Raw genomic sequence first — 26,038 nt, 5'->3', positions numbered from 1 at the left:
ATAAGGGTGAAAAAAGGATGATCGCTAAAACGCTATTTGCAAAACCTTTGCAATGGATCGTCTTTTTATCCTTGATCGCGGCAGGTTATATCGGACTGGGAAAATTTAGTATCTATTTTTCCACTATGCCCGAGGGGATAGCGATTGCATGGCTTCCGAACGGTCTGTTGCTCACGTTGTTTTTACTTCGCCCGATTCGTGAATGGGTGCGGTATGCATTAGTCATCATCCCTGCTGAAATAGTTGCCGATATTCCTGATTTCACCCTTTTTCAAGCGATTCAGTTTGCCCTTATCAATCTGGCAGAAACGATGTTTTCGGCATTTTTAATCCGCCGTTTTTCACCGGATGGCCATAATTTTCACAACCTCCGCTATTTCCTCTTATTTGTCATTGTAGCCCTCACCCTCTCCCCTGCGTTAAGCGCTGTCTTAGGTGCGTTTGTTTATCACACCCAGATTGAAAGTCAAAGCAATTTTCTCGCCTTTTGGCGTATTTGGCTCTTTGGTGACGCACTGGGGATCTTACTGATTACCCCATTGCTGGTCTCCTGGTATGAGATGAAAAAACAGCTCTCTTGGCGATTTTCATCCTGGGAACAGGTTGTTATGATCCCCTTGACCCTGATACTGGCTTATCTCCTCTTTTCGAGTGAGTTTACCCCAAATCTTCTCCCGATGACTCCGATCATTTTCATACTCGCTTTATTATGGATGAGCTACCGAAGAGGATTAATGGAGAGTGTGACGATGAGCGTACTGCTCAGTATAATTGCTATCTATTTTACCGTCCATAAACAAGGACCGTTTTCGGTGTTTAATGGCGTTCAAAATACCCTCTATCTCCAGGAGTTCATCGCTACATTGGTTATAACAACCCTCTTTTTCAGTGTCCTGCTACGACAAGTGAATGAAAAAACAATCCTACTCGAAAAACTTTCTAAAAATTTGGAAGATCAGGTTAGGGAAAAAACGAATGCATTGCAAATGGCCAATCAAAAACTGTTCGAACTCGCCACAACCGATCCGCTTACCCATATCTATAATCGCCGCTTTTTAGAAGAGAGGGCCGAACAAGAGGTGAGCAGAGCCATACGGCATAAATCTCATCTTTCCCTCATTATGTTCGACATCGATTTTTTTAAAACCATTAACGATACCTACGGTCACCATGCGGGAGACGATGCCCTTATAGCTCTGACACAGACGGTTATTTCACGAATACGACAGGATGACATTTTTGCCCGTATAGGAGGGGAAGAGTTTGTTATCTTGATGCCGAACACCATGTTGGACGAGGCAGTGATATTGGCCACAAACCTCAAAGAGATGATTTCGCATCTCACGATTACGACCGAATACTCAACCATTTCATTGACTATCAGTATCGGAATATCAGCTTTATCCGATAAATGTGACTGCTATGAAACCCTTTTAGATCATGCCGATACATTACTCTATCAGGCCAAAGAGGCCGGACGAAATCGTATTGTTTGGCGTGACAATTCCGCCAAGACGCATATAAAAAATTAATCTCGATTATTAGTACCGTTGCGGTTTCAGAGCGATGTGTGGGAGGACGCGCTATAATTTTACTCATATTTATCCATATTCTAATACCACTACCCTAAGGAACACCATGACCATTACAAAAAACTGTATCGTTACCCTCGATTATCATATCAACGATACCGAAGGAAACCTTCTCCACGAAGAAGAGGAATCTCTGGTTTACCTACACGGTAATTATGGTCATATCTTCCCAACCGTTGAGGCAGCTTTGGAGGGTAAAAGTATCGGAGACGCGTTCAAAGTTACACTGACAGCAGATAAAGCATTCGGAAACTATGATCCTTCCCTCGTTGTGACTGAAGCACTCAGCGAATTGCCGGTAGAAGTAAGTGTCGGAATGGAACTGGATGGCTATTTTGAAGAGGATTCCGATGATGTCATCATCTATACCGTCACCGAGATTAACGGCGATCATGCTACCCTTGATGGGAATCACCCTCTTGCGGGGATGGATCTCATTTTCGAAGGGACGGTGTTAGATATTCATGAAGCGACCCCCGAAGAGATCAAAGAGGTGTTGGAGTTTCACCACCATCATTGATAATCATCAATAGAGTTCTTGGCTAGCTCTATTGAATATCACGTTAGCATGATTACAAAAGTAATCTTACCCCTCTCCGCCCTTCACCTTCCCCCGCATCTTCTTGATATTCCCATGCTTCGTTTTACTATCCATCCGCCGTTTCTGCGAGTTGCGGGTCGGTTTGGTCGGCTTGCGCTTTTTTTGAACGATGGTAACGCTTTTGATAAGCTCTTTGAGCCTCTCCAGCGCTGCTTCTTTGTTCTCTTCCTGAGAACGGGACTCTTGGGATTTGATGTTGACGATACCGTCTTTGGTGATACGGTGATCAGTAATCTCTAGTAACCGTTCTTTGTAAAAGTCAGGGAGTGATGAGGCGTTGATGTCGAAACGGAGGTGTATCGCGGTGGAGACTTTGTTGACGTTTTGCCCGCCTGACCCCTGAGAGCGGATGGCGGTTATCTCGATCTCAGAGTCGGGGATGCTAACGGTGTGGGAGATTTGCAGCATGTCAGATTTCTAGGAGAAAAATTATCTCCCCCGTCCGCCCGATTTTTTAGGAGAAGGTTTTTTCGTGTTCCCAAAGGCGCTGTCTCTGCCTGAAGCACCCTTACCGGCTAGATCGTCACGGGCAAGACGAGGTCCCCGTTTACCGGCAAATTTCGGCTGAACCGGCTCTTTTTTGCGCTTGTTACCAAATGCTCCGGCCGTTTTCCCTTTTTTCTCCCCCTCTTTGGAGAGACTTTTACCTCGTGTTTTTACGAGTGCGTTATCGGCGGGCGGTTCAAATCCCGGAACCAGGATCGTCTCGACGTTTTTCCCGAGCATCGTTATGATTTTTTTCCATGAGATATGCTCTGCGGATGAGAGGAGCGTAATCGCCAGCCCCTCATTGCCTGCACGACCCGTACGTCCGATACGGTGAAGGTAATCGGTGCTAATGTGAGGGATATCGTAGTTGATCACCACATCCAGCCCTTCAATGTCCAGTCCCCGTGCGGCGATGTCGGTCGCAACAAGGATGCGGGCAGAGCCGTCTCTGAATTCGCTGAGGGCGCGATCGCGCGCGCCGTGTTTTTTGTCGCCGTGAATGACGACATTTTTCAGCCCGCTGGCGGTAAGCTCGGCGCTCACCTCATCGGCTTCGGCTTTGGTTCGGGTAAAGACGAGGACTTGGGGATAGTTGTTGGAGCCGATTAAAAAAGACAACAGCTCTTTTTTACGCTCTTTTTCGACCGGATGGACGACTTGACGAAGCGTCATATCGGCGGCTTTGAGGTTATCGATCTCGACAAGGAGCGGTTTTTTGAGAATTTTTTCACTCAACTGTTTCACCGCACCCGTCATCGTTGCCGAAAAAAGCATATTTTTGCGGTTCAGCGGGAGGAGATCGATGATCTGTCCCACTTCGCGGATAAATCCCATATCGAAAATCGTATCGGCTTCGTCAAATACCAAATACTCGATTTTGGACAACGGTACATGCCCCTGTTTGTTCAGCTCGATCAACCGCCCCGGAGTGGCAACGATGATATCAACTCCCTCGCCCAGTTCTTTCGCCTGACGTGCCATATTCGCCCCTCCGTACAGGGCGATACAGGTGATCTCAAGACCCTCCGCATAAGAGCGAATCGCTTCTGCCACTTGGGAAGCAAGTTCGCGTGTCGGAACGATCACCAGAGCTCGGGCACTGGCATGTTTACCTTCCGCATTGCTGATCAGTTTATGAAGGATCGGAAGGGCAAATGCAGCGGTTTTCCCTGTCCCTGTTTGCGCCGCTCCAAGGACATCTCGTCCGCGTAAAACGAGAGGAATGACCTGTGCCTGAATAGGGGTGGGTTCACTGTACCCTTTTTCAGCGAGGGTGTCGAGTAGGTGGGGACTAAGCCCTAAAGTCGTGAATGACATTTAAATATTACCCTTTTGGTATCTTATTATTATATATTAACATTTTAAGGCTTCAGAACTCATATTATAAACGCCAAAGCAATAAAATCACGTAGACTATTTCTTTCATAACTTATTATGAAAGAAGTCTATTTTGGACTATTTTTTGCTACGATACGGCAATTGATCGAAGAGGGAGAAGAGAGTGAAAGCAATCGTGCTTTTAGCAACACTGGCTGCGTTAACATGGGGGGCTGCGACAAGCGGTATCGTACTCGATAAAACAACCCAAAAACCGATTGCCAATGCGATCGTCATATCAGAGGGGAAAGAATACCGTACCGATAAAAACGGGACCTTTACCATCCCTTCATCCACATATATCGGGGTCCGCGCCGTAGGGTATGAACGCAAATTCTACAAAAGCGGGGGGAAAATGTATCTGGGCTCGGTTATCCCCAAAGCCCTCTACCTCTCCAGTTTCGGTGCAACCCACGGCGGCATCATGGGCAATGCCAAACACCTCATCCGTACGACCGAAATCAACGCCCTTGTCATCGATATCAAAATGGATCGGGGGCAGATTGCATTTAAAACGGCCAACCCCATCGCCAACAAAATCGGTGCGCAGGAGGTCATCCTCTTTAAAGACCTCCCCAAATTTATCGCTGATCTCAAAAAAGAGGGGATTTACACGATCGCACGTATCGTCTCCTTTAAAGACTCACCGCTGGTAAGCGCCTATCCGCAATGGGGAGTCAAAAAAACCGACGGTACCCTCTTCAAAGACAAAGAGGGGCTGTACTGGGTCGATGCATCACGTAAAGATTCCTGGAAGTACATCATCGATATCGCCGAAGAGTCTGCCAAAGCGGGATTTGATGAGATTCAGTTCGACTACGTCCGCTTTCCCGACCGCAAAGGGATCCAATTCTCGGTTGAAAATACCCAGGCCGAACGGGTCAAAGCGATCAGCGGCTTTTTGGAGAGCGCACGGACCCGTCTGATCCCGTACAACGTTTTTATCTCCGCCGACATCTTCGGATACGTCAGCTGGCATGATGCCGATATCGAGATCGGACAGCGTGTAGACGCCCTCGCCCCGTATGTCGATTACCTCTCGCCGATGCTCTATCCGAGCGGATTTAATGCCGGTATTCCGGGATATGCCAACCCCGTGGCGGCCAATTACGAAATCGTCAAACACTCTCTCGATAAAGCGCTCCAAAAATCGGGAGGGTCCCCTCTGGCGTATCGTCCATGGCTCCAAGCGTTTCGTGATTATGCGTTTGACCGCCGGATTTACGGCGAAAAAGAGATTCGGGAGCAAATACGCGCCAGCGAAGATTTTGGAAGCTGCGGCTGGATACTCTGGAATCCCCGCAACGTCTACAGTGCCGCAGGGCTGATTCGCCTGGAACGTACGGCTGCCAAAAAAGTGGAAAAACCTGCTTCGTAAGTGAACACGCTCCCCATACATGAGGTTATCGGGGAAATCCGAACCTCCCTCACTTCCGGTAACCGCCTTATCCTCCAAGCCCCTCCGGGTGCCGGAAAAACAACCGCAGTCCCTCTTTCCCTCTTGGAAGAGGCGTGGTTAGAAGAGAAACAGATCATTATGTTGGAACCCCGCCGTATCGCGGCGCGAAGTGCCGCATCTCGGATGGCTCAACTGCTGGGGGAAAAAGTGGGGATGCGGGTCGGATATCAGATCCGCGCCGAAAAGCAGCTGAGTTCTCAAACCAAAATTCTCGTCGTCACCGAGGGGATTTTGACCCGAATGATCCAAAATGACCCTTCCCTCGAAAACATTGCTCTGATCATCTTCGATGAGTTCCATGAACGCCATCTGCATAGCGATCTCTCTCTCGCTTTTGCCCTCCAGTCTCAGGAAGTGTTGCGTGAGGATCTTAAAATTCTGGTGATGTCGGCGACGCTAGATACCCAATCGTTGCAATCTTTACTGAAAGATTCTCCCCTGATCACCAGTGAAGGACGGAGTTTTCCCGTTACAATCGAACATTTGCCCCCCAACACCCCTTCCATCGAGCCAAAAAAAATCATCCCGGCGATTATGGGGATTCTTCAAGATCTCCTTCAAAAGGACGAAGGGAGCATTCTCGTCTTTTTGCCCGGTACCCGAGAGATCAAATCGCTCGAATCATCGCTCCGTGAGTATTGCCGCTCCATGGATATTGTGATCGCTCCCCTGTATGGCGAACTTTCCAAAACGGACCAAATAAAAGCGATTGAACCCTCAGAAAAGCGCAAAATTGTCCTCGCCACCAACATCGCCGAAACCAGCCTCACCATCGAGGGGATCACAATCGTCGTCGATTCGGGTTTGGAAAAAGTGCTCACCTTCGATTCGCGTAGCGGTATGCAACGACTTGTCACCCGAACCATCTCACGTGCCTCCGCTGATCAGCGTGCCGGACGGGCAGGACGGTTAAGCAGAGGGAAATGTTACCGCCTATGGAGTGCCCTTTCCCATCACGCTCTCGCTTCGCATAAAGAACCTGAGATCCGGATGTGTGACCTCACCCCGCTCTCTTTGGAATTAAGCGCATGGGGGAGTTCGGAGCTTTCATGGATTGATCCGCCTCCCCCAAAAGCACTCGAACACGGGGCGTCTTTGCTTCATGTCTTGGGGGCTACCGATATGCGTGGCCACATTACCCCTCATGGCAAAGAAATCATGAGACTTGGAGTTCATCCCCGTCTGGCACACATGATCCTGAGTGCCCGCTCGCTCGGATATCAAAGCGAAGGGGTTCTCCTCGCCGCCCTCCTCAGTGAACGTGACATTTTTCCCCGCCATGATTATCGCACCTCCGATATGCGGGAGCGGTTTTGGAGACTTTCTGAGCGTCTCACACGTCACCCCAATAACCGTTCTGAAGCAGAAGATACCGTCCTTAAAACAGCGCGGGAGCTCTCCGGCCGACTAGGTGCTTCTCTAGAGTTATCGAGTGATTTTCCAGACCCTATGATCGGACTCTTGCTTGCCCTCGCCTACCCCGACCGAATCGGACGTCTGCGCAATGCAAAAGGGGATAAATATCTCCTCAGCAACGGCAAAGAAGCGATCCTCTCGCGTGAGGATGCTCTCAGCGGCGAAGCGTGGGTTGTCATCGCTGAGAGTGACGGAAATCCGACGATGGCACGGATATACCGATGTGCACCGTTGGACAGCGATCTCTTGAAACACCATGCACCCGATCTTTTCACAACCAAAGAGTCCATTTCCTGGAACGCGGATGCGCAGCGCGTCGAAGCCCGAGAGATCACCTCACTAGGGTCTATCGTACTCGAATCTTCTCCCCTCTCTGCACCCGATCCCGTACAAATGAAGCGGACCCTAATCGAGGGGATTCGTTCACACGGTTTGGAAGCTCTTTATTGGTCGCCCAAATCCCTCGCGCTGCGCTACCGGCTTCAAGCCCTGCGCCATCATTCTCCCGATCTGTCGTTCGGTGATTTCAGCGATGAAACGCTTCTCGCTTCGTTGGAGAGATGGCTTCTGCCCCATCTGACAACCCAGAGTTCGCTGCGTGAATGCGAAAGCCTCGATCTGTATACGATCCTCGCATCACAGCTCACATGGGAGCAGATGCAGCGTCTCGATTCCCTGTTGCCGACCCAATTTACCGCTCCGACCGGAAACCGGATTTCGCTGGATTATTCCGACCCCGAAGCGATTGTTTTAGCCGTACGGATACAGGAAGTTTTTGGGTTGGAGAGCCATCCGAGTGTGTTGGAAGGAAAAGTTCCGCTATTGCTCCATCTCCTCTCCCCCGCACGCCGTCCGATCCAGGTAACCCGCGATTTGCCCGGGTTTTGGAAAGGCTCATACAATGAGGTTAAAAAAGAGCAAAAAGGGCGATACCCCAAGCACTACTGGCCGGATGATCCGCACAAGGCCGAGGCAACGAGTAAAACGAAGAAATATATGCAGGGTTAAATACTCACCCGATCTTCCATCGCTTTGGTCAAGGAGAGGATGTCAACATTTTCCAGACTTACCCCCGTCGGAACCCCCTGGGCGATGCGGCTGAAGCGGACATCGCAATCCATAAGCTTGTCTTCGATATAGAGCATTACCCCCTGATTGGCGATGGAGGGGGTCAGGGCAAAGATAACCTCTTTGATACCGCTTTGAACGACCCCCCGCAGATGGGAGATATCCAGCTCTTCGATAGAGTCCAAAACAAAATAACGGCCGTCAAAAAGGGCGTTCTCTTCAAACGTCAAAATATCTTTGGCATTTTCGACGATACAGAGAAGCTCATGGTTACGGCGCTCATCGCTGCAGATCGAGCAAAGTTCATCTTCGCTCAGTCCACCGCACGATCGGCATTTTTTCAGACTTGTAATCGCATTTTCGATCGCATGCGCCAGTTTGAGTGCGCCGAAACTGTCATGCATCACCATATGATAGGCTAGACGCGTAGCAGACTTTTGCCCGATAGTCGGGAGTTGCTGCAAGGCATCGACGAGGCGGTTGAATTTTTCTAAGGAACGTTTCATATGTTTATTATACTATAAACACCGATGAAGCAAAGCTCCATTCGTCTACGCTAGCGCTGTGTTTACCTCAGCGATATGCCCAAGATATATTTAGTGTTGTGCTGTAAATAGTTTAGTCTATATGACTCAATTAAGCTAACACTCTTTTTGACATGGTATAATTGCGCGAAAAATATGTTTTTGGAGTTACAGCGTGGAAGAAATGAGCTATTATGAGATTTTAGAGGTCACCAAAAGTGCCAATGGTGACGAAATCAAAAAAGCGTACCGTAAAATGGCAAAACTCTACCATCCCGACCGCAATCCGGATGATCCGAGTGCGGAGCATAAATTCAAACTCTGCAACGAAGCCTACCAAGTTCTCAGCGACGATCAGCAGCGTGCCGTCTATGACCGCTACGGCAAAGAGGGGCTCCAAGGGGGCGGTGGACGACGTCAAAGCGGCGGATTCGATGATCTCGGAAGTATTTTCGAAGAGATGTTTAACGGATTTGCCGGAGGCGGACGCAGACAATCACGCGCACCATCAGATAAATTTCCGCTCGATATGGGCGTCGAGATGCGCGTCAGCTTCAAAGAAGCGGTGTTCGGATGCGAAAAAGAGATCACCTTCACTACCAAAAATTCGTGTAAAACCTGTAAAGGGACCGGGGCCAAAGAGGGCAAAGTGACCAGCTGCAGCCAATGCGGCGGCAAAGGGCAAGTGTACGTCCGCCAGGGATTTATGACCTTCTCTCAAACCTGTCCCGCGTGTCACGGCGAGGGGACGATGGCGAGCGAAAAATGCGGTGACTGCAAAGGGAAAAGCTATACCGAGACCAAAGAGAGCGTCACAATCAAAGTTCCGGCCGGAATCGATACGGGGAACCGTTTGCGTGTTTCGGGTCGCGGCAACACAGGTAAAAGCGGTGTGAGGGGGGATATGTACGTCACGTTTGAAGTGGAAGAAGACAGCCATTTTATCCGTAACGGCAACGACATCTACCTTGAAGTTCCCGTATTTTTCACCCAAGCGGTTCTCGGTGAAGATATCACCATCCCTTCGTTAAACGGCGAGGTGACGCTAGAGCTTGAAACGGGAACCAAAGACGGCCAGCAGTACCGATTCCGCGGTGAAGGTATTGCGGATGTCCACGGACGCGGAAAAGGGGATTTAATCGCCCAAATCCATCTCACCTACCCTAACCGCCTCAACTCCGAACAAGAGGAGCTTTTGCAAAAACTCCAAGAGAGTTTCGGCATCGAGTCCAAGCCTCATGAGTCTCTTTTCGAATCAACATTTGAAAAAGTAAAAGGGTGGTTTAAATAATTGAGCAGATAGCCCTTCGCCTTAGCTCAGGGTTGATCGTAGGGGAAGTCCCCTACTTTGTACTTCTTTTCGAATAAGCCATCGCGATCACAATCGCAATGACGGCATAGGTCCACGGTACAAAATCAGGAACCGGAACCGGATCCCCCTTCGCATACGAATGTAATCCTGCCAGATAATAGTTTACCCCGAAATAGGTCATCAATACCGACGTAAACGCCAAGAGCGATACGACACTGAAGATATAATCACTGTATGCCCCTTTGATCATACGCAAGTGGATAACGACCGCATAGACAAGAATCGTCACCAATGCCCATGTCTCTTTCGGGTCCCATCCCCAGTAGCGTCCCCAGCTCTCATTCGCCCAGACCCCGCCGAGGAAGTTACCGACGGTAAGAAGAACCAAACCGACGATCAAACTCATCTCATTGATCGCATTGAGCTCTTTGATCGCCAGATTGAGACGCTCAGAATTTTCCGGTTTTTTTAGGATAAAAAGGATGAGGGTGATCATCCCCAGCAATGCCCCAAGCCCCAAGAAACCGTAACTTGCCGTAATCATCGAGACGTGAATGCTGAGCCAGTACGATTGCAGTACCGGAACGAGGTTTGTCACCTGCGGGTCCATCCAGTTGAGATGGGCGACGAAGAGGATAAGCCCTGTCATGATCGCCGTAGCAGCCATCGTCATCACCGAGCGGCTGGAGAAGATAAATCCGGCCAACACGCTTGCCCATCCGATATAGATCATCGACTCATAGCCGTTTGACCACGGCGCATGCCCTGAGATGTACCAGCGCATGGCAAGTCCTGCCGTATGAGCTGCAAAAAAGAGGATCAGAAGGCCGAATGAGACTTTGCTCAACCACTCCGCACGAACAGCCGGTTTGATTATTTTAATGAACGACAGAATCAGGAGGGTAAATCCGACCACAAAGTACAGAGGCCACAACTGCTCGAAAATATTGGCTTTGTTGTAGAGAATCTCTACTTGCACTTTGGTGTCACTCGGATAAACACTCGCACCGACAAAACGCTGATATTTGTCGATACGCGCCAACGCTTCATCGGCTTTCGTCCAATCGCCGCTTTTCATCGCTTCATCGATGGAACCGAAGTAGCCGATAGCGAGGAGACGGACCATTTCCGATTCTTTCGGGGTGAGGGTTTGCAGCGCTTCAATCGTTGCATCCCATTTATGATTTTTATCATTCGGTTTCGGCCACATACGTACCAATGAGCCGGTATAGACCATATAGGCAACATTGACCCGTTCATCGACTTGCAACAGCGCTTTGTCGAACTTATCGCGTTTCCCCGGAGCTTTGCGGTTGGCTTCATCCACCAGCTGTGCTAATTTGTATCCGCCGATCTCATCGGGAAACTCAAAAAACTGCGAGAATGCGGCCGTTTTCGCGCTCTCAGGAAGTCCGATGCGTTTGTTGATCTCTTTATCTCCGGTTCGGATGATCGCGATCTCACGCCATGCATCGGGACGAAGCATCATCCCCAAAACAACCTGATTGGAATTAAGCCCTAAAAAGGTGTCGTTACGGTTGAGTTTCGCCAAAATCTCATGACTTAGGGTATCCATCGGTTTCATACGGCCACTGGCATCTTGTACGATCAAATGACCGAATTTATCGGCATGTGCTTTGTCAAACCCTTTTGCCGTCGTAATGACCGGATTTTCACTCTCCGAGGCGATACTGTTCGTCGTCCCCAGTGTCAACATCACCATAGCGAAAGCCGCTACCGCTTTTTTAGCATCCAAAGATTTGAGTTTTTCACCCAAAGCGGCAAAACGGCCGTTTTTCACGATTAGTACTCCAAACATTCCGATAGCGAGTAACAAATACCCGATATACGTAATCAATGTCCCCGGATCTTTATTTACCGAAAGGACGGTCCCCATCTCATCTTGATCAAATGAGGATTGGAAAAATCGGTACCCTTGATAATCGAGGATATGATTCATGTAGATACGAAAATCAAATTTTTCCTGATTAGCAGGATCAAGCACACTCACTTCACTCGCATATGAAGCCGGAGACATTGATCCCGGATAGCGCTCCAACTCAAAATCGCGCAGTGCGACAGCAAATGGAATCTTCCGCTCAATCGAGCCGTACGCTGCTTCTACGACGGTATTATCCAAGGTTATTTTTTTTGCTTCACCGATCTCTCCCGGTGTACCCAATACGACGGCTGTCTCTTTTTTATCCCCGCTTGAAAAGCTCAGTGTCAAAGCATCCTGCCCACCCTGCTGCATCATAGGCCCTTTTTCTTTGGCAGAGCCGGAAACCAATTTCATCGATGCTTTGGGCAAGAAATCACGCAATACAAAACCGCTTTGTGCGCTTTGGAATAAGGTACGTTTTGTCATTTCATGTTTGCCGGACGCTAAAGCAGAACTTTGCTGCGTGTCCATACTGAGCGTTGCCAAAGCCGAAGGGGTAGTGATATACGCTTTTTCCCCTTCCACACTGAGGGTGATAACCGGTTTATCAAACGTCTTGTTGGAATCAAAATCGATGACAATATCATTCGCTTCTACAAATTCCCCTTTTTTAAGAGAAACCTGCTGTGCTCCCTGCGCTCCGGTCACCATCAAGTTAAACAAAGGTTCACCCTTGGGATCCGCAGATGCTTCATAGCGTGCATCTCCCATATAGTTCTCTAATGTAATGTGAATTTTTTCACCCTCAACCTCTAACGTTCGCTCAAAATCATTCGAGGTACGTTTGGAGAGAAAAAGCGTTTCTTTAAAGTCATACGTTTTTTCCCCTTTAGTGACCTTAAAAGTGACATACGGCTCAGCGCTGAGGATCACATCACTGCTCTGCCCTTCACGGATATGCATGACACCCTCATAACCCATATAACGGGTTACCGCGGCACCGACAAGGATAATCAAAAAAGCGACATGAAACATTAATACGAGTATTTTGGAACGACGTGCCATATTGAACTTGATGATGTTCAACGTTAAATTAAGAGCCAACAGTGCCAAAAGAATTTCGAACCAGCGAGCGTTATAAATGTCTGCTTTCGCAGTCATCGAGCCGTAATCGTTTTCGATAAACGTAGCGTAGCCGATTGAGACGGCAAAAATGAGCATGAGAACCGCCATGGTTTTCATGGAACTCAAGAGAGAGTGAAGTGTATTCATTAAAAGACCTGTCTAAATAATATGGTGCAATTGTAGTCGCACATTGGTAAATATTTGTTAATTCACTATTAACAATCAAACCCCTTCTAATATCATGGCTTCGGCAACTCGTTTAAATGCCGCAATATTGGCGCCGTCAACAAAGTTGCGTTCACATCCGTACTCTTTTGCGGTCAAGGCAACCCGCTTGTAGATTTGACGCATCAACTCATCGAGTTTACGATCCACTTTATCAAAATCCCATTTCTCCATCGAGGCGTTTTGGGACATCTCGAACTCGCTTACCGCAACTCCTCCGGCATTGGACGCTTTTCCCGGAGAAAAGAGGACCCCTTCGCGCTGAAGGAGTTCAATCGCATCGGGGAAGGTTGGCATATTTGCCCCTTCCACGACCGCGACACACCCGTTTTCGATCAGCTTTTGGGCATCGTTGAGGGTCAGTTCGTTTTGGGTAGCACACGGAAATGCCGCAAAACACGGAATCTCCCATACGGCATGAGCCTCTTTGGGATAATCTGATTTTTGAGTATAAAGGGCATGAGCGTGGCTGTTTTTATACTCTGCGAGTGAGATCCGTTTTCCCTCGTCTTTAAGATGGCGCAAAAGTGCCAAATCGATACCGTGAGGATCGTAGATTGCCCCCTCGCTGTCACTGCACGTCACGACAATAGCCCCCAACTGCTGGAGTTTTTCAATCGTATGAATCGCTACGTTGCCCGCACCGCTTACCGTGCACACTTTCCCGTCCAACGACTCTTGCAGCTCCTCTTTAAGCATTTCACGGGCGAAATAGACCACTCCGTACCCCGTCGCCTGAGGCCGCATCAACGATCCGCCGAACGCATAGGGTTTGCCGCTGAGCACCCCGTCGTAATTACGGGTGATACGCTTGTACTCTCCGAAAAGATATCCGATCTCCCGGTTCCCTACCCCGATATCCCCCGCAGGTACATCGACACGTGCTCCGATGTACTGATGGAGTTCGCGCATGTACGCCCGGCAAAATTTCATGATTTCAAAATCACTTTTTCCTTTGGGATCAAAATCCGATCCCCCTTTCGCTCCGCCGATGGGTAATCCGGTCAGCGAATTTTTGAAAATTTGCTCGAAAGCCAAAAATTTCAAGACTCCCGTCGTGACGCTGGGATGGAAACGAAGCCCCCCCTTGTAAGGTCCCAGAGAGTTGTTAAACTGGATCCGATAACCGTTGTTGATATGGACACAGTTATGATCATCTACCCATTGTACTTTAAACTGGATCACCCGATCCGGAGTAACGAGACGCTCTAAAATCGCAAACTGCTCATAACGGGTGTCACTGTTAACGATCGGTTCTAACGAATGCAATACTTCACTCACCGCTTGCAAAAACGTATCATCGCTCATACAGTTGGATTTTTCGAGATTGGCTAAAATTTTTTCGATCATTGTTATTTCCCTTATTTCAACTCGCCCCAGTGGTTCCCGATATGCATCGACGTTTTAAGCGGAACGCGGAGTTTTAAAATATGCTCCATCGCATCGACAAATCGTACGGCATACTCTTCGGCGACATCCTCGTCCACCTCAAAAATCAGTTCATCGTGAATTTGAAGCAGCATTCGGGCACGTAACCCCTCTGTTCTAATCATTGCATCAATCTTATTCATTGAGAGTTTGATGAGATCAGACGCACTTCCTTGGAATACGGTGTTGACCGATTCGCGCTCATATGCCGCTTTGAGCATCGGCGTGGCACTCGCAAAATCAAAATAGCGGCGGCGGTGCAGAAGCGTCTCGACATACCCCATCTCTTTAGCCTGCTCGACAATGCCGCTAAAGTACCCTTTCACACTCGGAAACGTCTCGAAATAGCGCTCGATAATCGCTTTGGCCTCTTTCGTGGTGATACTAAGGGTATCGGAGAGTTTTTTCTGCCCCATACCGTACAACAGACCAAAATTGACCGTTTTGGCGATGTTACGTTTACCTGCCGCTTCGGCTTCGCCGAACAACGCTATGGCCGTTTGCATGTGGATGTCGTGCCCTTCATTAAAGGCATTGACCAACACCGTGTCTTGGCTGAAATGGGCAAGGAGACGCAATTCGATCTGCGAGTAGTCGATCCCGATCAATTTTTTCCCCTTCGGCGCGACAAAAGCCTCACGGATACGCATTCCCAACGCCGTTTTAACGGGGATATTCTGGAGATTCGGATTTTTCGAACTGAGCCGTCCCGTCGCCGTCCCCGTCTGAACAAACGAGGTATAGATACGCGATGTTGGATCATTTTGGGCCAATGCAATCAAAGGCTCGATGTACGTTGAATAGAGTTTGTGATATTCGCGATACTGTAGCAGCATCGGAATAACCGGATGCTCATGGCGCAATCCTTCCAAGACCTGCTCGTCGGTACTGTATCCCGTTTTGGTTTTTTTGCCGTGGGGCAATCCAAGCGTTTCAAATAGGATCACTCCCAGCTGTTTCGGAGAATTGAGATTAAAGACCGTACCGCTCGCGGTGTGGATTTGTTCGGTGAGGGTGGCGATCTCGTGCGCTACCTCTTTTTTAAACGTCTCCAACACCGCCGTATCGACGGCGATCCCGTAACGCTCCATCCCCAGCAGTGTCAGGGTAAACGGAAACTCGATAGTAAAGGCTTCATCAAGAGCTTCCTGTCCCCCTTTTAATAGGAGTTGTTCGCTAAGTACCTTATAGAGTTGGAAGGTGATATAGGCATCCTCTCCCGCGTATTTACACGCATCTTCGATGGCAACGGAGGCGAAGTTCTCCCCCTTTTTCACCGTATCTTTGAAATGGATCATCTCATGATGCAAAAGATTTTGGGCAAGATTATCCATTGCAAGTGAACGTGCCGAATCGGTAAGCCATGCCATGACCATCGTGTCTGCATGAATATTTAGACGCTCGACCTCTAAGAAACGGGTAACAAAATGGAGATCGAATTTAATATTATGCCCTATGACACGACGCTCAAAAATCGCTTTGATCGCTTTTTTTGCTGCTTCTACACTTACTTGATCCCCTACACCCAGATAACTGTGCATCATCGGAACGTAATACCCTGTTTTTCCGTCGATACTAAAACTAAAACCAACCAAATGATCGTTTGAAGAATCGAGCCCCGTCGTTTCGGTATCAAAGGCGATAAGCGTATCATGCGGAATCGAAGCGATAAGCTGTTCGAGGGATTCGTCATTGTCGATCAAAACACTGCACCCTTGCGTACTTTCACATTTCGGAAGTTCATTAATCTCACTCTTCATCGAAGCTGCAACCGGTTGTGACTCTTCAAACAATGCTTTTGCTTTGAGGGTACGGAGCACCGCATTCATCTCATAATGGACCAGATCATCATAAATCGGGAGGAACGGATTCTCAAAATGCATCGAAAATTCACTGAAATCCAGGGATTCCAATACATCGTCTTTAAGACGGACGAGTTCACGTGAACGGAACGCATCCTCTCGATAGGTCTCTAACAGCCCACGAATACGAGGAGGGGTTACCTCATCCAAACGCGCATACATGTCATCGAGTGTCCCGAACTGGGTAAGAAGCTTCTGCGCCGTCACTTTCCCGATCCCCTTGACACCGGGTACATTATCGGCCGTATCCCCGATGAGAGACTGGTAATCGATAAACTGGCGCGGATGTACCCCGTATTTTTCATCGCAATGGCGCTCGTTCATTACCTTCTTACTGATGGCATCGACCAAAACAACCCGATCATCATCGATCAGCTGATAGAGATCTTTATCATGGGAAACGACACGCACCAAAAATCCGTGGGCGCGTGCTTGACGAACGACGGATGCGATCATATCATCCGCTTCATAACCGCTCTGTGAGAGCGATTTATACCCCATTTTATCGATCCAATCGATCGCAATAGGAAGCTGTTTCACCAACTCTTCGGGGGCAGGAGAGCGGTTCGCTTTATACGCAGGATCGATCTCGGCACGAAAACTAGGTCCCTTCGCATCGAGGGCAAAAATAAGATAATCACTGCTGTGATCTTTATGGAGCGAGGCGATAAAATTGACAAATCCGGTCAACAGACCGGTAGGAAACCCATGCTTGTTGGTAAGAGGGGGAAGGGCATAAAAACTACGAAAGAAAAATCCAAAAGTATCGATGATTGTAACAACAGGTTGTGCCATCAATCCACTTTAATGCGTACGGGTTTTTTCAAGGATCGAATCAATCGCCGCTTGAAGAATAGCGACATCATATCCTGCCGCCTCTGCTTTTTTAAGCCCATACGCCATACCGTGTTCGCCGAACGGATCATTAATCGGAACAATCGTTTTAATGATATTGAGCGCCGTAGAGAACTCTTTGACCTCTTCGGGAGCATTTTCAGGAAGATCGGAGTATTCGATCATCTCAACAAACTCTTTATCAAAATTCCAATGGGTAAAGATAGCTGCTGTCACCGTTGCCGTAGTTTCCTGAACGTAGGAGCGCTCTACACCGGCGATATCGATAGCCGTATCGATATCGGCTTTAAAGTTCGTTGCCAAATCTTCCTGAATGACGTCGCTGGCAATAATGATTTTCCCGGTCTCTTGCAAAAATGCAGCCAAAAAGAGCTTATCGGCTTTCGCACGGTCAATCTTCCCATACCAGCTGTGCATCAAAGCCGCCTGCATCGACGAAATTTCAGCAAAACGTTCCGAACTGATTCCGTAAGGCTCCATATCGACATTCAGAAGTTTGCGAACCGAATTTCCAAGCCCGATGGAACGGGTCATACTCATCCCAAACAAGGAAACGGCTTGTCCGACATTGATAATTTCCCGACGGAAACTGTATAGGGGAGAATTCGCGGCTTTCAATAAGTTCGCAACAATCATCGGGTCCGTCTCGACCGTTTTGACCAAATCATGGATCGATGAGTTCGGATCATTGCACACACGCTGCATATCCACAACTGTTTTCGGGAGGGGAGGCAAAGATTTAATACTGTTAATAATTGAGCTTTTCATTCATAATCCTATCATCAAGCAATTGGGGTTATTATAACCTATTTAGCTCATTTGCCAAATATTTTCCGGTAAAACTTCCCGTTTTTTCCCACTCTCGGGCAACACTTTCAGGATCTCCCTGGGCGACCAGCAATCCGCCGCCGCTCCCCCCTTCAGGCCCCATATCGATGATATAGTCGGCGTTTTTAATCATATCGAGGTTGTGTTCAATTACGAGAACCGAGTTGCCCAACTCGACAAAATTATGGAGCACTTTGGTAAGGCGGTTGACATCATCGAAATGGAGACCCGTCGTCGGCTCATCGAGGATATAGAGAGTATTGCCCGTATCGCGGCGGCTCAGTTCTTTGGCCAGTTTGATCCGCTGTGCTTCCCCCCCGGAGAGGGTGACGGCGTTTTGTCCCAGCGTAATGTAATCGAGCCCCACATCGCTCAACGTATGTAAAATCGCTTTGATCTTCGGAATCGGGGCAAAAAACTCCAACGCTTCCCCGACCGACATATTCAGGACATCAGAGATCGTTTTCCCTTTGTATTCCACTTGGAGGGTTTGGAGGTTATAGCGGCTCCCGTGACACGCGTCACATTTAACCATGATATCGGGTAAAAAGTGCATCTCAATCTTGATCTCCCCTTCCCCCTGACACTTCTCACATCGCCCCCCTTTGACGTTGAAGCTGAAACGCGATGCCGTATAGCCTCGAATCTGCGCCTCTTTCGTTTTAGCGAACAGATTACGGATTTCGTCCATTACCCCCGTATAAGTGGCCGGATTGGAACGTGGTGTCCGTCCGATCGGACTTTGATCGAGATAGATTACTTTATCCAGCTTCTCCAATCCTTCCACCTCTACCCCTGCAACGCGATTTATTTTTCGGGCATGATTAAGAATTTCACGAGTGACGGGGAGAAGCGTTTGCAAGATCAGCGAACTTTTCCCGCTCCCGCTCACTCCCGTTACGCACACAAAATTGTGAAGGGGAATTTGTACACTCAAATTTGTAATATTATTTAATGTTACATTATTGATATTCATCCACTCTTTTTGGGCCCTGCGGTAAAAATACTCGATTTTTTTCCGTCCGGAAAGATAATCGGCAGTAAGGGTATTGCTTTTTTTCATCTCCTCCAGGGTTCCGGCAAAAACGACATTCCCTCCGTATTTTCCGGCTCCAGGACCGATATCGACGATAAAATCGGCATTCTCGATCGTCTCTTTGTCGTGTTCGACGACGATAACCGTGTTCCCTTTTTCCTGCAATGATCGGAGCGTTCGGATCAGTTTGAGGGTATCGCGTTCATGCAATCCGATACTCGGTTCATCAAGAACGTACATCACCCCGGTCAAGCCGCTTCCGATCTGAGAGGCGATCCGGATACGCTGGGCTTCACCCCCGCTGATGGTACGGGCATCTCGGCTCAGAGAAAGATATCCCAACCCCACATCATAGAGGAAGAAAAGACGCTCGCGTATCTCATTAAGAATCGAAGCGGCAATCATCGCGCTTTGATCACTCAATCCCTCAAACGTTTTGGGATCGGCAAACCATGCATACGAATCTTTAAGCGGCATCGAGATCACTTCACCGATCCCTTTATCCACAACACGAACGGCGAGCGATTCCCGTTTAAGGCGATGAGAATTACAGATGTTACACGGTTTTTCGGACATATAGTCGGCAAGGTCTTTTTCATCTTTAAAAATATCGTAGGCGATGCGTACAATCCCCGGCCACGTTCGGCGAATCGGATGGTCTTGCCATTTGAACTCCACTTCGTCGATACTGCCGTGTAAAATCGCTTTTTTCTGATACTCTTCGAGAGTGTAGAACGGGACCGTGATATTGATCCCCTCTGCGGCGCAAAACGCTTTCAAAAAAGTAAAATAATACCCTTTATTAAAACCGTAAACGATTTTGATCGCCCCTTTTTCGATGGGAAGTTCGGAGTCGATAATTTTGTCGTAATCAAGTGCGTACCGTATCCCCAAACCGTCACATTCGCTGCACGCCCCCTTGGGAGAGTTGAACGAAAATGAGAGGGGTTCGAGCGGATCAAAACTCACTTTACAGTCAAAACAGGCACTGTGTTCGCTGTAGTGGATCAGTTTCTCCTCCATCCCCACCTCATCGTGATTTTGGATTTCGATCTCCACCTCTCCGTAAGACTCTTTGAGCGCCTTTTCAACATCCTGCGCAACACGGTCATGGTTGTCGTCTTTGATAATGAGGCGGTCAATGACTACTTTTAGAGTATGTTTTTTGGTTTTGGAAAGTTCGATCTCTTCATCAAGGCGCACCATGACCCCATCGATCATTGCACGAACGTACCCTTTGTGACGGAGCGATTCTAGGATGTCGGTGAAGGAGCCTTTTTTCTCCCGAACCAAGGGTGCCAAAATAACGATTTTCGCCCCTTCAGGGAGTTTAAGCACTTGATCGATGATATCCTGCGCCGACATTTTTGAGATTTTTTTGCCGCACAGATGGCAGTGCTGTACCCCGATACGGGCATACAGCAACCGCAAATAGTCATAAATTTCGGTAATCGTCCCCACCGTAGATCGGGGATTTTTAGAGGTGGTTTTTTGATCGATCGCGATTGCCGGGGTCAGCCCTTCGATTTTATCCACATCAGGCTTTCCAACACGATCCAAAAACTGCCGCGCATACGAGGAGAGCGACTCGATGTAACGGCGCTGCCCCTCAGCGTAAAGGGTATCAAATGCCAGCGTCGATTTACCGCTTCCACTGATTCCCGTACAAACAACCAGTTTGTTTTTTGGAATTTCTAAAGAAATATTTTTGAGATTGTGCTCGCGCGCTCCGATAATTTTAATCATGTCCATACGTGTTTACCCCGCGATCAATTTGTATGCCGTAACAGCAAAAATAAGAGTGTAAAAAACAACTAATACCTGTTTGTAATGGGCCACTTTGACCCGGTTCAGGAGCCAAATCCCCATCATAATCCCTAGCAACGATGATAGTGCCATGATTAAACCGGCATGCAGGTTGATCATCCCCAGCCACAATAAGGTTCCAAAAGCGGAAACTGAAGTGAACATGACAAAAAACAACCCTACCGCTGACGCTTTTTTGAGAGGAAAGCCCATAAAGCTTACCAGTATCGGCGTCATCAATATCGACCCGCCGACCCCAAGCATCCCGGAAAACATCCCGATGCCCCCGCCGATTATACTGTAGAGGGGACGGTTCACCACTTCGGAGCGTGTCGGTACCGGCGAAGAGAGTGCCAAACGCCCCAGGGTAAACGCAACAATACTCAAAAAAAGCCATTCCAATACCGTTGAATCAAGGATTTTAACCAAAAATCCTCCGGCTATTGCTCCGAAAACTCCACCGTATCCAAAATATTTAACATCCCTTACAACATAGGTCTGCTTTTTATGATGAATCCATGCCGCCATCAAAGAACCCGCGACCATTTGCGTTACCGATATACCGATGGCCTCTTTGATGCCAAAACCCAAATAAAGCAATATGGGAATACTCACCGTACCCCCTCCGATTCCGAAAAATCCGGAGAGAGTGCCGACTCCGATCCCCAAAAGAGCTAATTCAATGGTCATCGTCTCTACTTTACAATTTTTTGTGTCGCGCGATTATACTCGCTTCGTCCTTCAAGTAACCCCCTTCTAGATCCCGTAATTTTACGGTATAATCAATTCTCATACTATGTGTTAAGCACTTTCTGGGCAAAGCCCCTAAAGTGGCAGGGACAAATCTCCCTGCAACCCCCTAAAGCTTCCTGCATCTTCCGGATACAGGAGAAATTAATGAGAGTGAGGATGCGATGTTACCGATCATTGTCCAGGCAGCTGAAAATTTTTGCCTTCATCAATTGTGTCTCCCTTTTGAACGCACCGCTCCCTTTTCTCAAAAGAGAACACTTCTTGCTTATATTGATATTAAAGCGGTGGACGGAAGCGTGCACAGAGCCTTTATCGGATGCGATACGGTTCTCATGCAGGCCATTGCCGAAACGTTTTTGGGCGAAGATGAGAGTGATGAGCAAACACTCATTGACATGCTCTTGGAAACGACCAACATGATTGTCGGAAGCGCAAAAGTATTGGCTGAAGAGTTATATGAAACATCGATAAGCATTATGACCCCTTTTTTCATGTCAACCACGATAAGCGAAGGGGACCTCGAAGAGAGACAACATCTCAGTGTTGAAAACGGCGAAATGATTATTGCAGTGCAAAGGCTTTAAAAGATGGATGAAACATTAACGACACCTGAACTTTCTCTCTCTAAAGATCATCCGTTTGATGCCGATAAAGAGCTTTCATGGATGGATTATGAAGGGTTGCTCGATATGGAGGTGGAGTTTGTTGCCGATTTGGGACAAACCAGCCTCTCTCTCGGAGAGATTCTCAAACTCGAAAAAGGGTCCGTTATCGATCTGGGCAAACCGGCCGGTGAGAGTGTCGAATCTTACGTTAACCGTCGCATTATCGGCAAAGGCGAAGTTATGGTGTATGAAAAAAACTTAGCCATCCGGATCAATGAGGTACTCGATTCGAGTGCCGTTCTTTACTACCTTTCAAAAGAGAGACTATGAGATACTTAATCCCTTTACTCCTCCTCCCGTCATTTTTGTGGGGGGCCAAAATTCTAAGCTACAACGTCTATGATCGCAACGATCGTGTTGATGTCATGCTGACATTCGATACCCCCTATGAAGGGGTACTTCGCCAAAACCGGCAGGGTGATACCGTTGTCATCAAACTCGAAGAGGCTTTTATCGAAGCTCCTAAAGTTAAAAATGTCAATTCCAAATACCTCGGAAAACTCACCATTGCACCGCAGGGCGAAAATATTGAAATCACCGCGCAGGTTTCCTCCGATGTGAGTATGCAGGCATCCAAAACCTCCGATTCGTATGGTTTGCGGCTCCGTTTTATGCACCCGGTATCGCCTGATACCCTAGAGCAGCCCACTCCTGTTGATGAAACGGCCGTTTCCGGTCTTCCCACCAAAAATGACAATGAATTCGAACAAAGTTATTATGTCGTTATCGCTATTTTACTCATCGGGATTGCTATTTTATTCTGGTTAAAACAAAATATTGCCAAACGGGCCGCCACCATTCAAAATGAGCCGAAAACTCCGTGGCTTTTCAACAAATCCCCCTCTGAGGCCAAACAACCCGCACCCGCATCACCGATAAAAACCGCTACAGATGCAGGAGGGGTTCATATACGGTTCCAAAAAACGCTTGACCCGTCTCATACCGTAGCCATGCTCGATTACGGAACGATGAGTTATTTAGTCCTCTTAGGGAACAACACCCTCTTGCTCGATAAATTCCAAGATAACATCCCCATCACACAAAACGAATTTGAGAGCCTTTTACACTCCAAACACCGTGAACTCGACGGCTACTTCCAACTGGTTCCGACACAAGATGAGGCTTTTGATTCTTACAAAGAAAAAGCCTCAGGGGTATATTAACATCTGATGTTACGCACTTTCTGGGCAAAGCCCATAAAGTGGCAGGGACAAATGTCCCTACAACCCCCTAAAGCTTCCCGTAGCTTTCGGATACGGGAGAAAAACTCCCCTTGACGCACTTGTTCAACTTAAGTGCGTAAGGTCAGTTAATATTTTTAACGCCAAAGGGATAAAATCCTTTTGGCTACCCTTGCCGCTTCGGCACTGAAGATTGCCTCTTCGAGGCAGAAGATGTTATTTTACATTGCCTAAATCATAGCGGCTGTAAACATCGTAGGCCTCTTCGCCTCCGGTAGTAGCAAGGACTTCACGGATCAGTACGGCCGCCTCTTTACGACTCCCTCCCGCAAACCCTTTTGCATAAATCTCGGCTAACGTCACCTTTGCTGCCGGTTCACCCTTCTCCACAGCCATTTTGAGATAATAGGCCGCTTTATCGAAATCCTCAGGAACGCCCATCGCATTCGCATACGCAAATCCGGCGCTTACCTGAGCCGGCAAAATTCCCGCGTCGGCCGCTCGGGCATAATAGTCCGTCGATTTTGTGAAATTACGCTCCACTCCCTGCCCGTTATAATAAAGGGTAGCCAACGCAAACATACAGCGGGGGTCCTCTTCCCCTTTCATAAACCATTCATACGCCTCTTCAAAACGTTTTGTACTGTACGCATTCATCCCTGCATTGTAAAAATCGATTCCCAAAACAATCCCCTTTTTGATGCGATTGTAGCAAAAGAGGCTAATGAGAATCTATAAGAAGGAGGTTATATGAAAAATGCGAATTACACTAAAGATCAATCGGCTCGTCTATAAGATACGGTTTAGGCTCACCCAGATAATACCCCTGAGAATGCTCAATTCCCATCGCGATAACAGCTTCCTGGAGTTCCTTTGAACTGACGAACTCCGCAACGATTTTCATGTTCAGTTCTTTGGCCATAGAAACGATTGTTTTGGTCAAAATTTGCGAATTTCGATCCTCTAAAATATTTTTTATGATAGAACCGTCGATTTTGATCGTATTCGCTTCGAGTTCAAGCAGATGCATAAAATTGGAATAACCCGATCCAAAATCGTCTATAGCAATCTGGGCACCGTATTTCTTTGCCTTTGCGACAAACTCTTTAACGATTTTATAATTATCGATCCCTTCGGATTCGATGATTTCGAAAACAACATTCCCCGGTTTTGCAAAAGTGCTGAGCATATCAAAGATATATGCCTGCGTATTGCTGTTGCGAATGTCTTCAATGGAAAGATTGACGGTAAAACGTATCTCTTTATCTTGAAACATCGTAAATGCCTTGCGGAGGATGGCTTTGGTGAGTTCAGGATAAATTTTTACCTTATGTGCCACATCCAGAAAGAAAAAGGGGGAAAGGACACTCCCCTCTTCATTCACAATCCGCATAAGGGTCTCGTATTTATCGATTTTATGCGTTATGTTATTGTAGATAGGCTGATAATACGCAAAGACAAGATCGTTGGAGAGGGCATATTTCAGCGTTTTTATCATCTCCTGATTGTTGGCATAGTGCTCTTTTTCATGCTTATGCGCATCATACAACTCATACGGCAATTTATTCCGTTTTGCATTTTTCAAAGCAATGTTGGCATTGATGAGCATCTCTGCACCGTTTCCGCAGCTCATCCCCGCCGTTACACTCAGATAAATCTCGTGCCCTCCGATAAAAAAACGGTGAGAATCCAAGGTATGGATCAATCGGATGACAATGTGTTTGAAAACCTCTTTCTCCAATGCAAGCTTAGAGAGAATGGCAAACTCATCGGAGGGGAGCTTGTACAGATAACACTTCTCTTCATTCAGGTTCTCCCTGAGATAGACCGCAAAATTTTGGAGAATCTCATCTCCGATTTTATGCCCGTACAAATTGTTAAGTTCCTGAAACGCATCAAGATTTAACAATCCGATAGCAACGAATTCACCGCTTTCCACATCTTCCATAAGTTTCACACGGTTCGGCAAGCCGGTGAGACGGTCGCTCAACTGCTGAGCAATACGCTCTTCTTGTTCAATCAGTTTTGTAATATCATGACGAAGCGCAAGAAATTTTACAATATTGCCATCAGGATTCAAAATAGGAGTAATCGTCGTATCTACGTAATAGGATGTACCGTCTTTAGCAAGGTTTTTTATTCTACCCTGCCACACTCTCTTTTCACGTATCGTCTTCCACATGTGCTGAAACATTTCAGGGGGATTTTCCGGATGACGGATGATGTTGTGGGGGCGTCCTATCAGTTCATCGGCATTGTATCCGGATACGTTGATGAATGCCTTGTTGACATAGGTTATAATACCCTTTTCATCACTGATTGAGACAATGGTACTGTAATCAACCGCTTTTTTGTATTCTTTAAGAAGTTCAATCTCTTGACTGGAAGTGTATTCGCATTCAAGAGATTCATGAAGAAAATCCTCTTTCTTCTGTAAGATACCCTCTGATAAACATTCGTACTCTAACGGAGAAACACTCATTGAACTCCCTTTTTCAGCAGACAAGTTGACGAAAAAAAAACCATTATAACCAATCAAAGTAAAGAAAGTAAA

The 26,038-nt window shown here is 47.5% G+C and carries 19 protein-coding genes; 8 read left to right on the top strand and 11 right to left on the bottom strand.

Going from position 1 to position 26,038, the window contains the following annotated elements:
• Positions 1-17: 17 nt before the first annotated feature.
• Both WB308_RS10655 and WB308_RS10650 read left to right on the top strand, forming a co-directional pair.
• Positions 18-1,532: a sensor domain-containing diguanylate cyclase gene (locus WB308_RS10655; protein WP_424191316.1), complete on the top strand. Its 1,515-nt coding sequence runs from the start codon at positions 18-20 to the stop codon at positions 1,530-1,532.
• A 106-nt stretch (positions 1,533-1,638) separates the two neighbouring features.
• The gene (locus tag WB308_RS10650) at positions 1,639-2,112 is read left to right on the top strand and encodes an FKBP-type peptidyl-prolyl cis-trans isomerase (protein ID WP_424191314.1); all 474 of its coding nucleotides are present in this window, start codon (positions 1,639-1,641) and stop codon (positions 2,110-2,112) included.
• Positions 2,113-2,178: 66 nt separating this feature from the next.
• On the opposite strand, the gene arfB is transcribed toward WB308_RS10650, so the two are convergent.
• Together arfB and WB308_RS10640 are read right to left on the bottom strand one after the other, a co-directional pair.
• Positions 2,179-2,601 carry an alternative ribosome rescue aminoacyl-tRNA hydrolase ArfB gene (arfB, locus tag WB308_RS10645; protein ID WP_424191312.1) on the bottom strand — a complete coding sequence of 141 codons (423 nt, stop codon included), beginning with the start codon at positions 2,599-2,601 and terminating at the stop codon, positions 2,179-2,181.
• A 21-nt stretch (positions 2,602-2,622) separates the two neighbouring features.
• Positions 2,623-3,999, bottom strand: a complete 1,377-nt coding sequence (locus WB308_RS10640; protein ID WP_424191310.1) for a DEAD/DEAH box helicase — start codon at positions 3,997-3,999, stop codon at positions 2,623-2,625.
• 184 nt (positions 4,000-4,183) lie between these two features.
• Here WB308_RS10640 and WB308_RS10635 point away from each other — a divergent pair, with 184 nt between their 5' ends.
• Complete coding sequence (locus WB308_RS10635; protein ID WP_424191308.1) at positions 4,184-5,437, top strand: putative glycoside hydrolase; 1,254 nt, start codon at positions 4,184-4,186, stop codon at positions 5,435-5,437.
• On the top strand, positions 5,438-7,942 hold the full coding sequence (gene hrpB, locus WB308_RS10630) for an ATP-dependent helicase HrpB (RefSeq protein ID WP_424191306.1): 2,505 nt from the start codon (positions 5,438-5,440) through the stop codon (positions 7,940-7,942). It begins immediately after the preceding gene.
• Here the strand turns inward: hrpB and recR are convergent.
• Positions 7,939-8,508, bottom strand: a complete 570-nt coding sequence (gene recR / locus WB308_RS10625) for a recombination mediator RecR (protein ID WP_424191304.1) — start codon at positions 8,506-8,508, stop codon at positions 7,939-7,941. The two genes, hrpB and recR, sit on opposite strands and share 4 nt — an antisense overlap.
• Before the next feature lie 193 nt (positions 8,509-8,701).
• Between recR and dnaJ the strand changes: the two genes are divergently transcribed.
• Positions 8,702-9,817 (top strand): molecular chaperone DnaJ, encoded by a 1,116-nt coding sequence (gene dnaJ, locus WB308_RS10620; RefSeq protein WP_424191302.1) that lies wholly within the window; start codon positions 8,702-8,704, stop codon positions 9,815-9,817.
• Positions 9,818-9,869: 52 nt separating this feature from the next.
• Here the strand turns inward: dnaJ and ccsA are convergent, their stop codons facing one another.
• The 6 genes from ccsA to WB308_RS10590 form a co-directional block, all read right to left on the bottom strand.
• A complete protein-coding gene (gene ccsA / locus WB308_RS10615) occupies positions 9,870-12,992 on the bottom strand; it encodes a cytochrome c biogenesis protein CcsA (RefSeq protein WP_424191300.1) in 3,123 nt (1,040 codons plus the stop codon).
• A 75-nt stretch (positions 12,993-13,067) separates the two neighbouring features.
• Complete coding sequence (gdhA, locus tag WB308_RS10610) at positions 13,068-14,420, bottom strand: NADP-specific glutamate dehydrogenase (protein ID WP_424191298.1); 1,353 nt, start codon at positions 14,418-14,420, stop codon at positions 13,068-13,070.
• Between the two features lie 11 nt (positions 14,421-14,431).
• Positions 14,432-17,155 carry a DNA polymerase I gene (polA, locus tag WB308_RS10605; protein ID WP_424191296.1) on the bottom strand — a complete coding sequence of 908 codons (2,724 nt, stop codon included), beginning with the start codon at positions 17,153-17,155 and terminating at the stop codon, positions 14,432-14,434.
• Between the two features lie 9 nt (positions 17,156-17,164).
• Positions 17,165-17,983 (bottom strand): HDOD domain-containing protein, encoded by an 819-nt coding sequence (locus tag WB308_RS10600; protein ID WP_424191294.1) that lies wholly within the window; start codon positions 17,981-17,983, stop codon positions 17,165-17,167.
• A 31-nt stretch (positions 17,984-18,014) separates the two neighbouring features.
• A complete protein-coding gene (gene uvrA / locus WB308_RS10595; protein WP_424191292.1) occupies positions 18,015-20,831 on the bottom strand; it encodes an excinuclease ABC subunit UvrA in 2,817 nt (938 codons plus the stop codon).
• 6 nt (positions 20,832-20,837) lie between these two features.
• Positions 20,838-21,575: a sulfite exporter TauE/SafE family protein gene (locus tag WB308_RS10590; protein WP_424191290.1), complete on the bottom strand. Its 738-nt coding sequence runs from the start codon at positions 21,573-21,575 to the stop codon at positions 20,838-20,840.
• Positions 21,576-21,799: 224 nt separating this feature from the next.
• On the opposite strand from WB308_RS10590, the gene WB308_RS10585 reads away from it, so the two are divergent.
• From WB308_RS10585 to WB308_RS10575, 3 genes are read left to right on the top strand one after another with little or no spacing between them, the layout of a single operon-like run.
• Positions 21,800-22,222 (top strand): chemotaxis protein CheX, encoded by a 423-nt coding sequence (locus WB308_RS10585; protein ID WP_424191288.1) that lies wholly within the window; start codon positions 21,800-21,802, stop codon positions 22,220-22,222.
• Between the two features lie 3 nt (positions 22,223-22,225).
• On the top strand, positions 22,226-22,573 hold the full coding sequence (gene fliN / locus WB308_RS10580; RefSeq protein WP_424191286.1) for a flagellar motor switch protein FliN: 348 nt from the start codon (positions 22,226-22,228) through the stop codon (positions 22,571-22,573).
• On the top strand, positions 22,570-23,466 hold the full coding sequence (locus WB308_RS10575) for a hypothetical protein (RefSeq protein WP_424191284.1): 897 nt from the start codon (positions 22,570-22,572) through the stop codon (positions 23,464-23,466). Before fliN ends, WB308_RS10575 begins: the two co-directional genes overlap by 4 nt.
• A gap of 234 nt (positions 23,467-23,700) precedes the next feature.
• Here the strand turns inward: WB308_RS10575 and WB308_RS10570 are convergent, their stop codons facing one another.
• Both WB308_RS10570 and WB308_RS10565 read right to left on the bottom strand, forming a co-directional pair.
• The gene (locus tag WB308_RS10570) at positions 23,701-24,168 is read right to left on the bottom strand and encodes a tetratricopeptide repeat protein (protein WP_424191282.1); all 468 of its coding nucleotides are present in this window, start codon (positions 24,166-24,168) and stop codon (positions 23,701-23,703) included.
• 85 nt (positions 24,169-24,253) lie between these two features.
• A complete protein-coding gene (locus tag WB308_RS10565) occupies positions 24,254-25,966 on the bottom strand; it encodes an EAL domain-containing protein (protein WP_424191280.1) in 1,713 nt (570 codons plus the stop codon).
• Between the last annotated feature and the right edge of the window lie 72 nt (positions 25,967-26,038).

Origin of the sequence: Sulfuricurvum sp. (genome assembly GCF_049587615.1) — a bacterium.
In the GTDB taxonomy this organism is placed as follows: domain Bacteria; phylum Campylobacterota; class Campylobacteria; order Campylobacterales; family Sulfurimonadaceae; genus Sulfuricurvum.
This window is presented reverse-complemented; position numbering and strand designations above follow the sequence as displayed.

Coding starts and splice junctions, on each gene's coding strand:
- WB308_RS10655 (WP_424191316.1), top strand. CDS start 18: ATGATCGCTAAAACGCTATTTGCAAAACCTTTGCAATGGATCGTCTTT.
- WB308_RS10600 (WP_424191294.1), bottom strand. CDS start 17,983: ATGAAAAGCTCAATTATTAACAGTATTAAATCTTTGCCTCCCCTCCCG.
- WB308_RS10565 (WP_424191280.1), bottom strand. CDS start 25,966: ATGAGTGTTTCTCCGTTAGAGTACGAATGTTTATCAGAGGGTATCTTA.
- ccsA (WP_424191300.1), bottom strand. CDS start 12,992: ATGAATACACTTCACTCTCTCTTGAGTTCCATGAAAACCATGGCGGTT.
- WB308_RS10640 (WP_424191310.1), bottom strand. CDS start 3,999: ATGTCATTCACGACTTTAGGGCTTAGTCCCCACCTACTCGACACCCTC.
- WB308_RS10575 (WP_424191284.1), top strand. CDS start 22,570: ATGAGATACTTAATCCCTTTACTCCTCCTCCCGTCATTTTTGTGGGGG.
- WB308_RS10585 (WP_424191288.1), top strand. CDS start 21,800: ATGTTACCGATCATTGTCCAGGCAGCTGAAAATTTTTGCCTTCATCAA.
- recR (WP_424191304.1), bottom strand. CDS start 8,508: ATGAAACGTTCCTTAGAAAAATTCAACCGCCTCGTCGATGCCTTGCAG.
- polA (WP_424191296.1), bottom strand. CDS start 17,155: ATGGCACAACCTGTTGTTACAATCATCGATACTTTTGGATTTTTCTTT.
- WB308_RS10590 (WP_424191290.1), bottom strand. CDS start 21,575: ATGACCATTGAATTAGCTCTTTTGGGGATCGGAGTCGGCACTCTCTCC.
- WB308_RS10650 (WP_424191314.1), top strand. CDS start 1,639: ATGACCATTACAAAAAACTGTATCGTTACCCTCGATTATCATATCAAC.
- gdhA (WP_424191298.1), bottom strand. CDS start 14,420: ATGATCGAAAAAATTTTAGCCAATCTCGAAAAATCCAACTGTATGAGC.
- arfB (WP_424191312.1), bottom strand. CDS start 2,601: ATGCTGCAAATCTCCCACACCGTTAGCATCCCCGACTCTGAGATCGAG.
- uvrA (WP_424191292.1), bottom strand. CDS start 20,831: ATGGACATGATTAAAATTATCGGAGCGCGCGAGCACAATCTCAAAAAT.
- fliN (WP_424191286.1), top strand. CDS start 22,226: ATGGATGAAACATTAACGACACCTGAACTTTCTCTCTCTAAAGATCAT.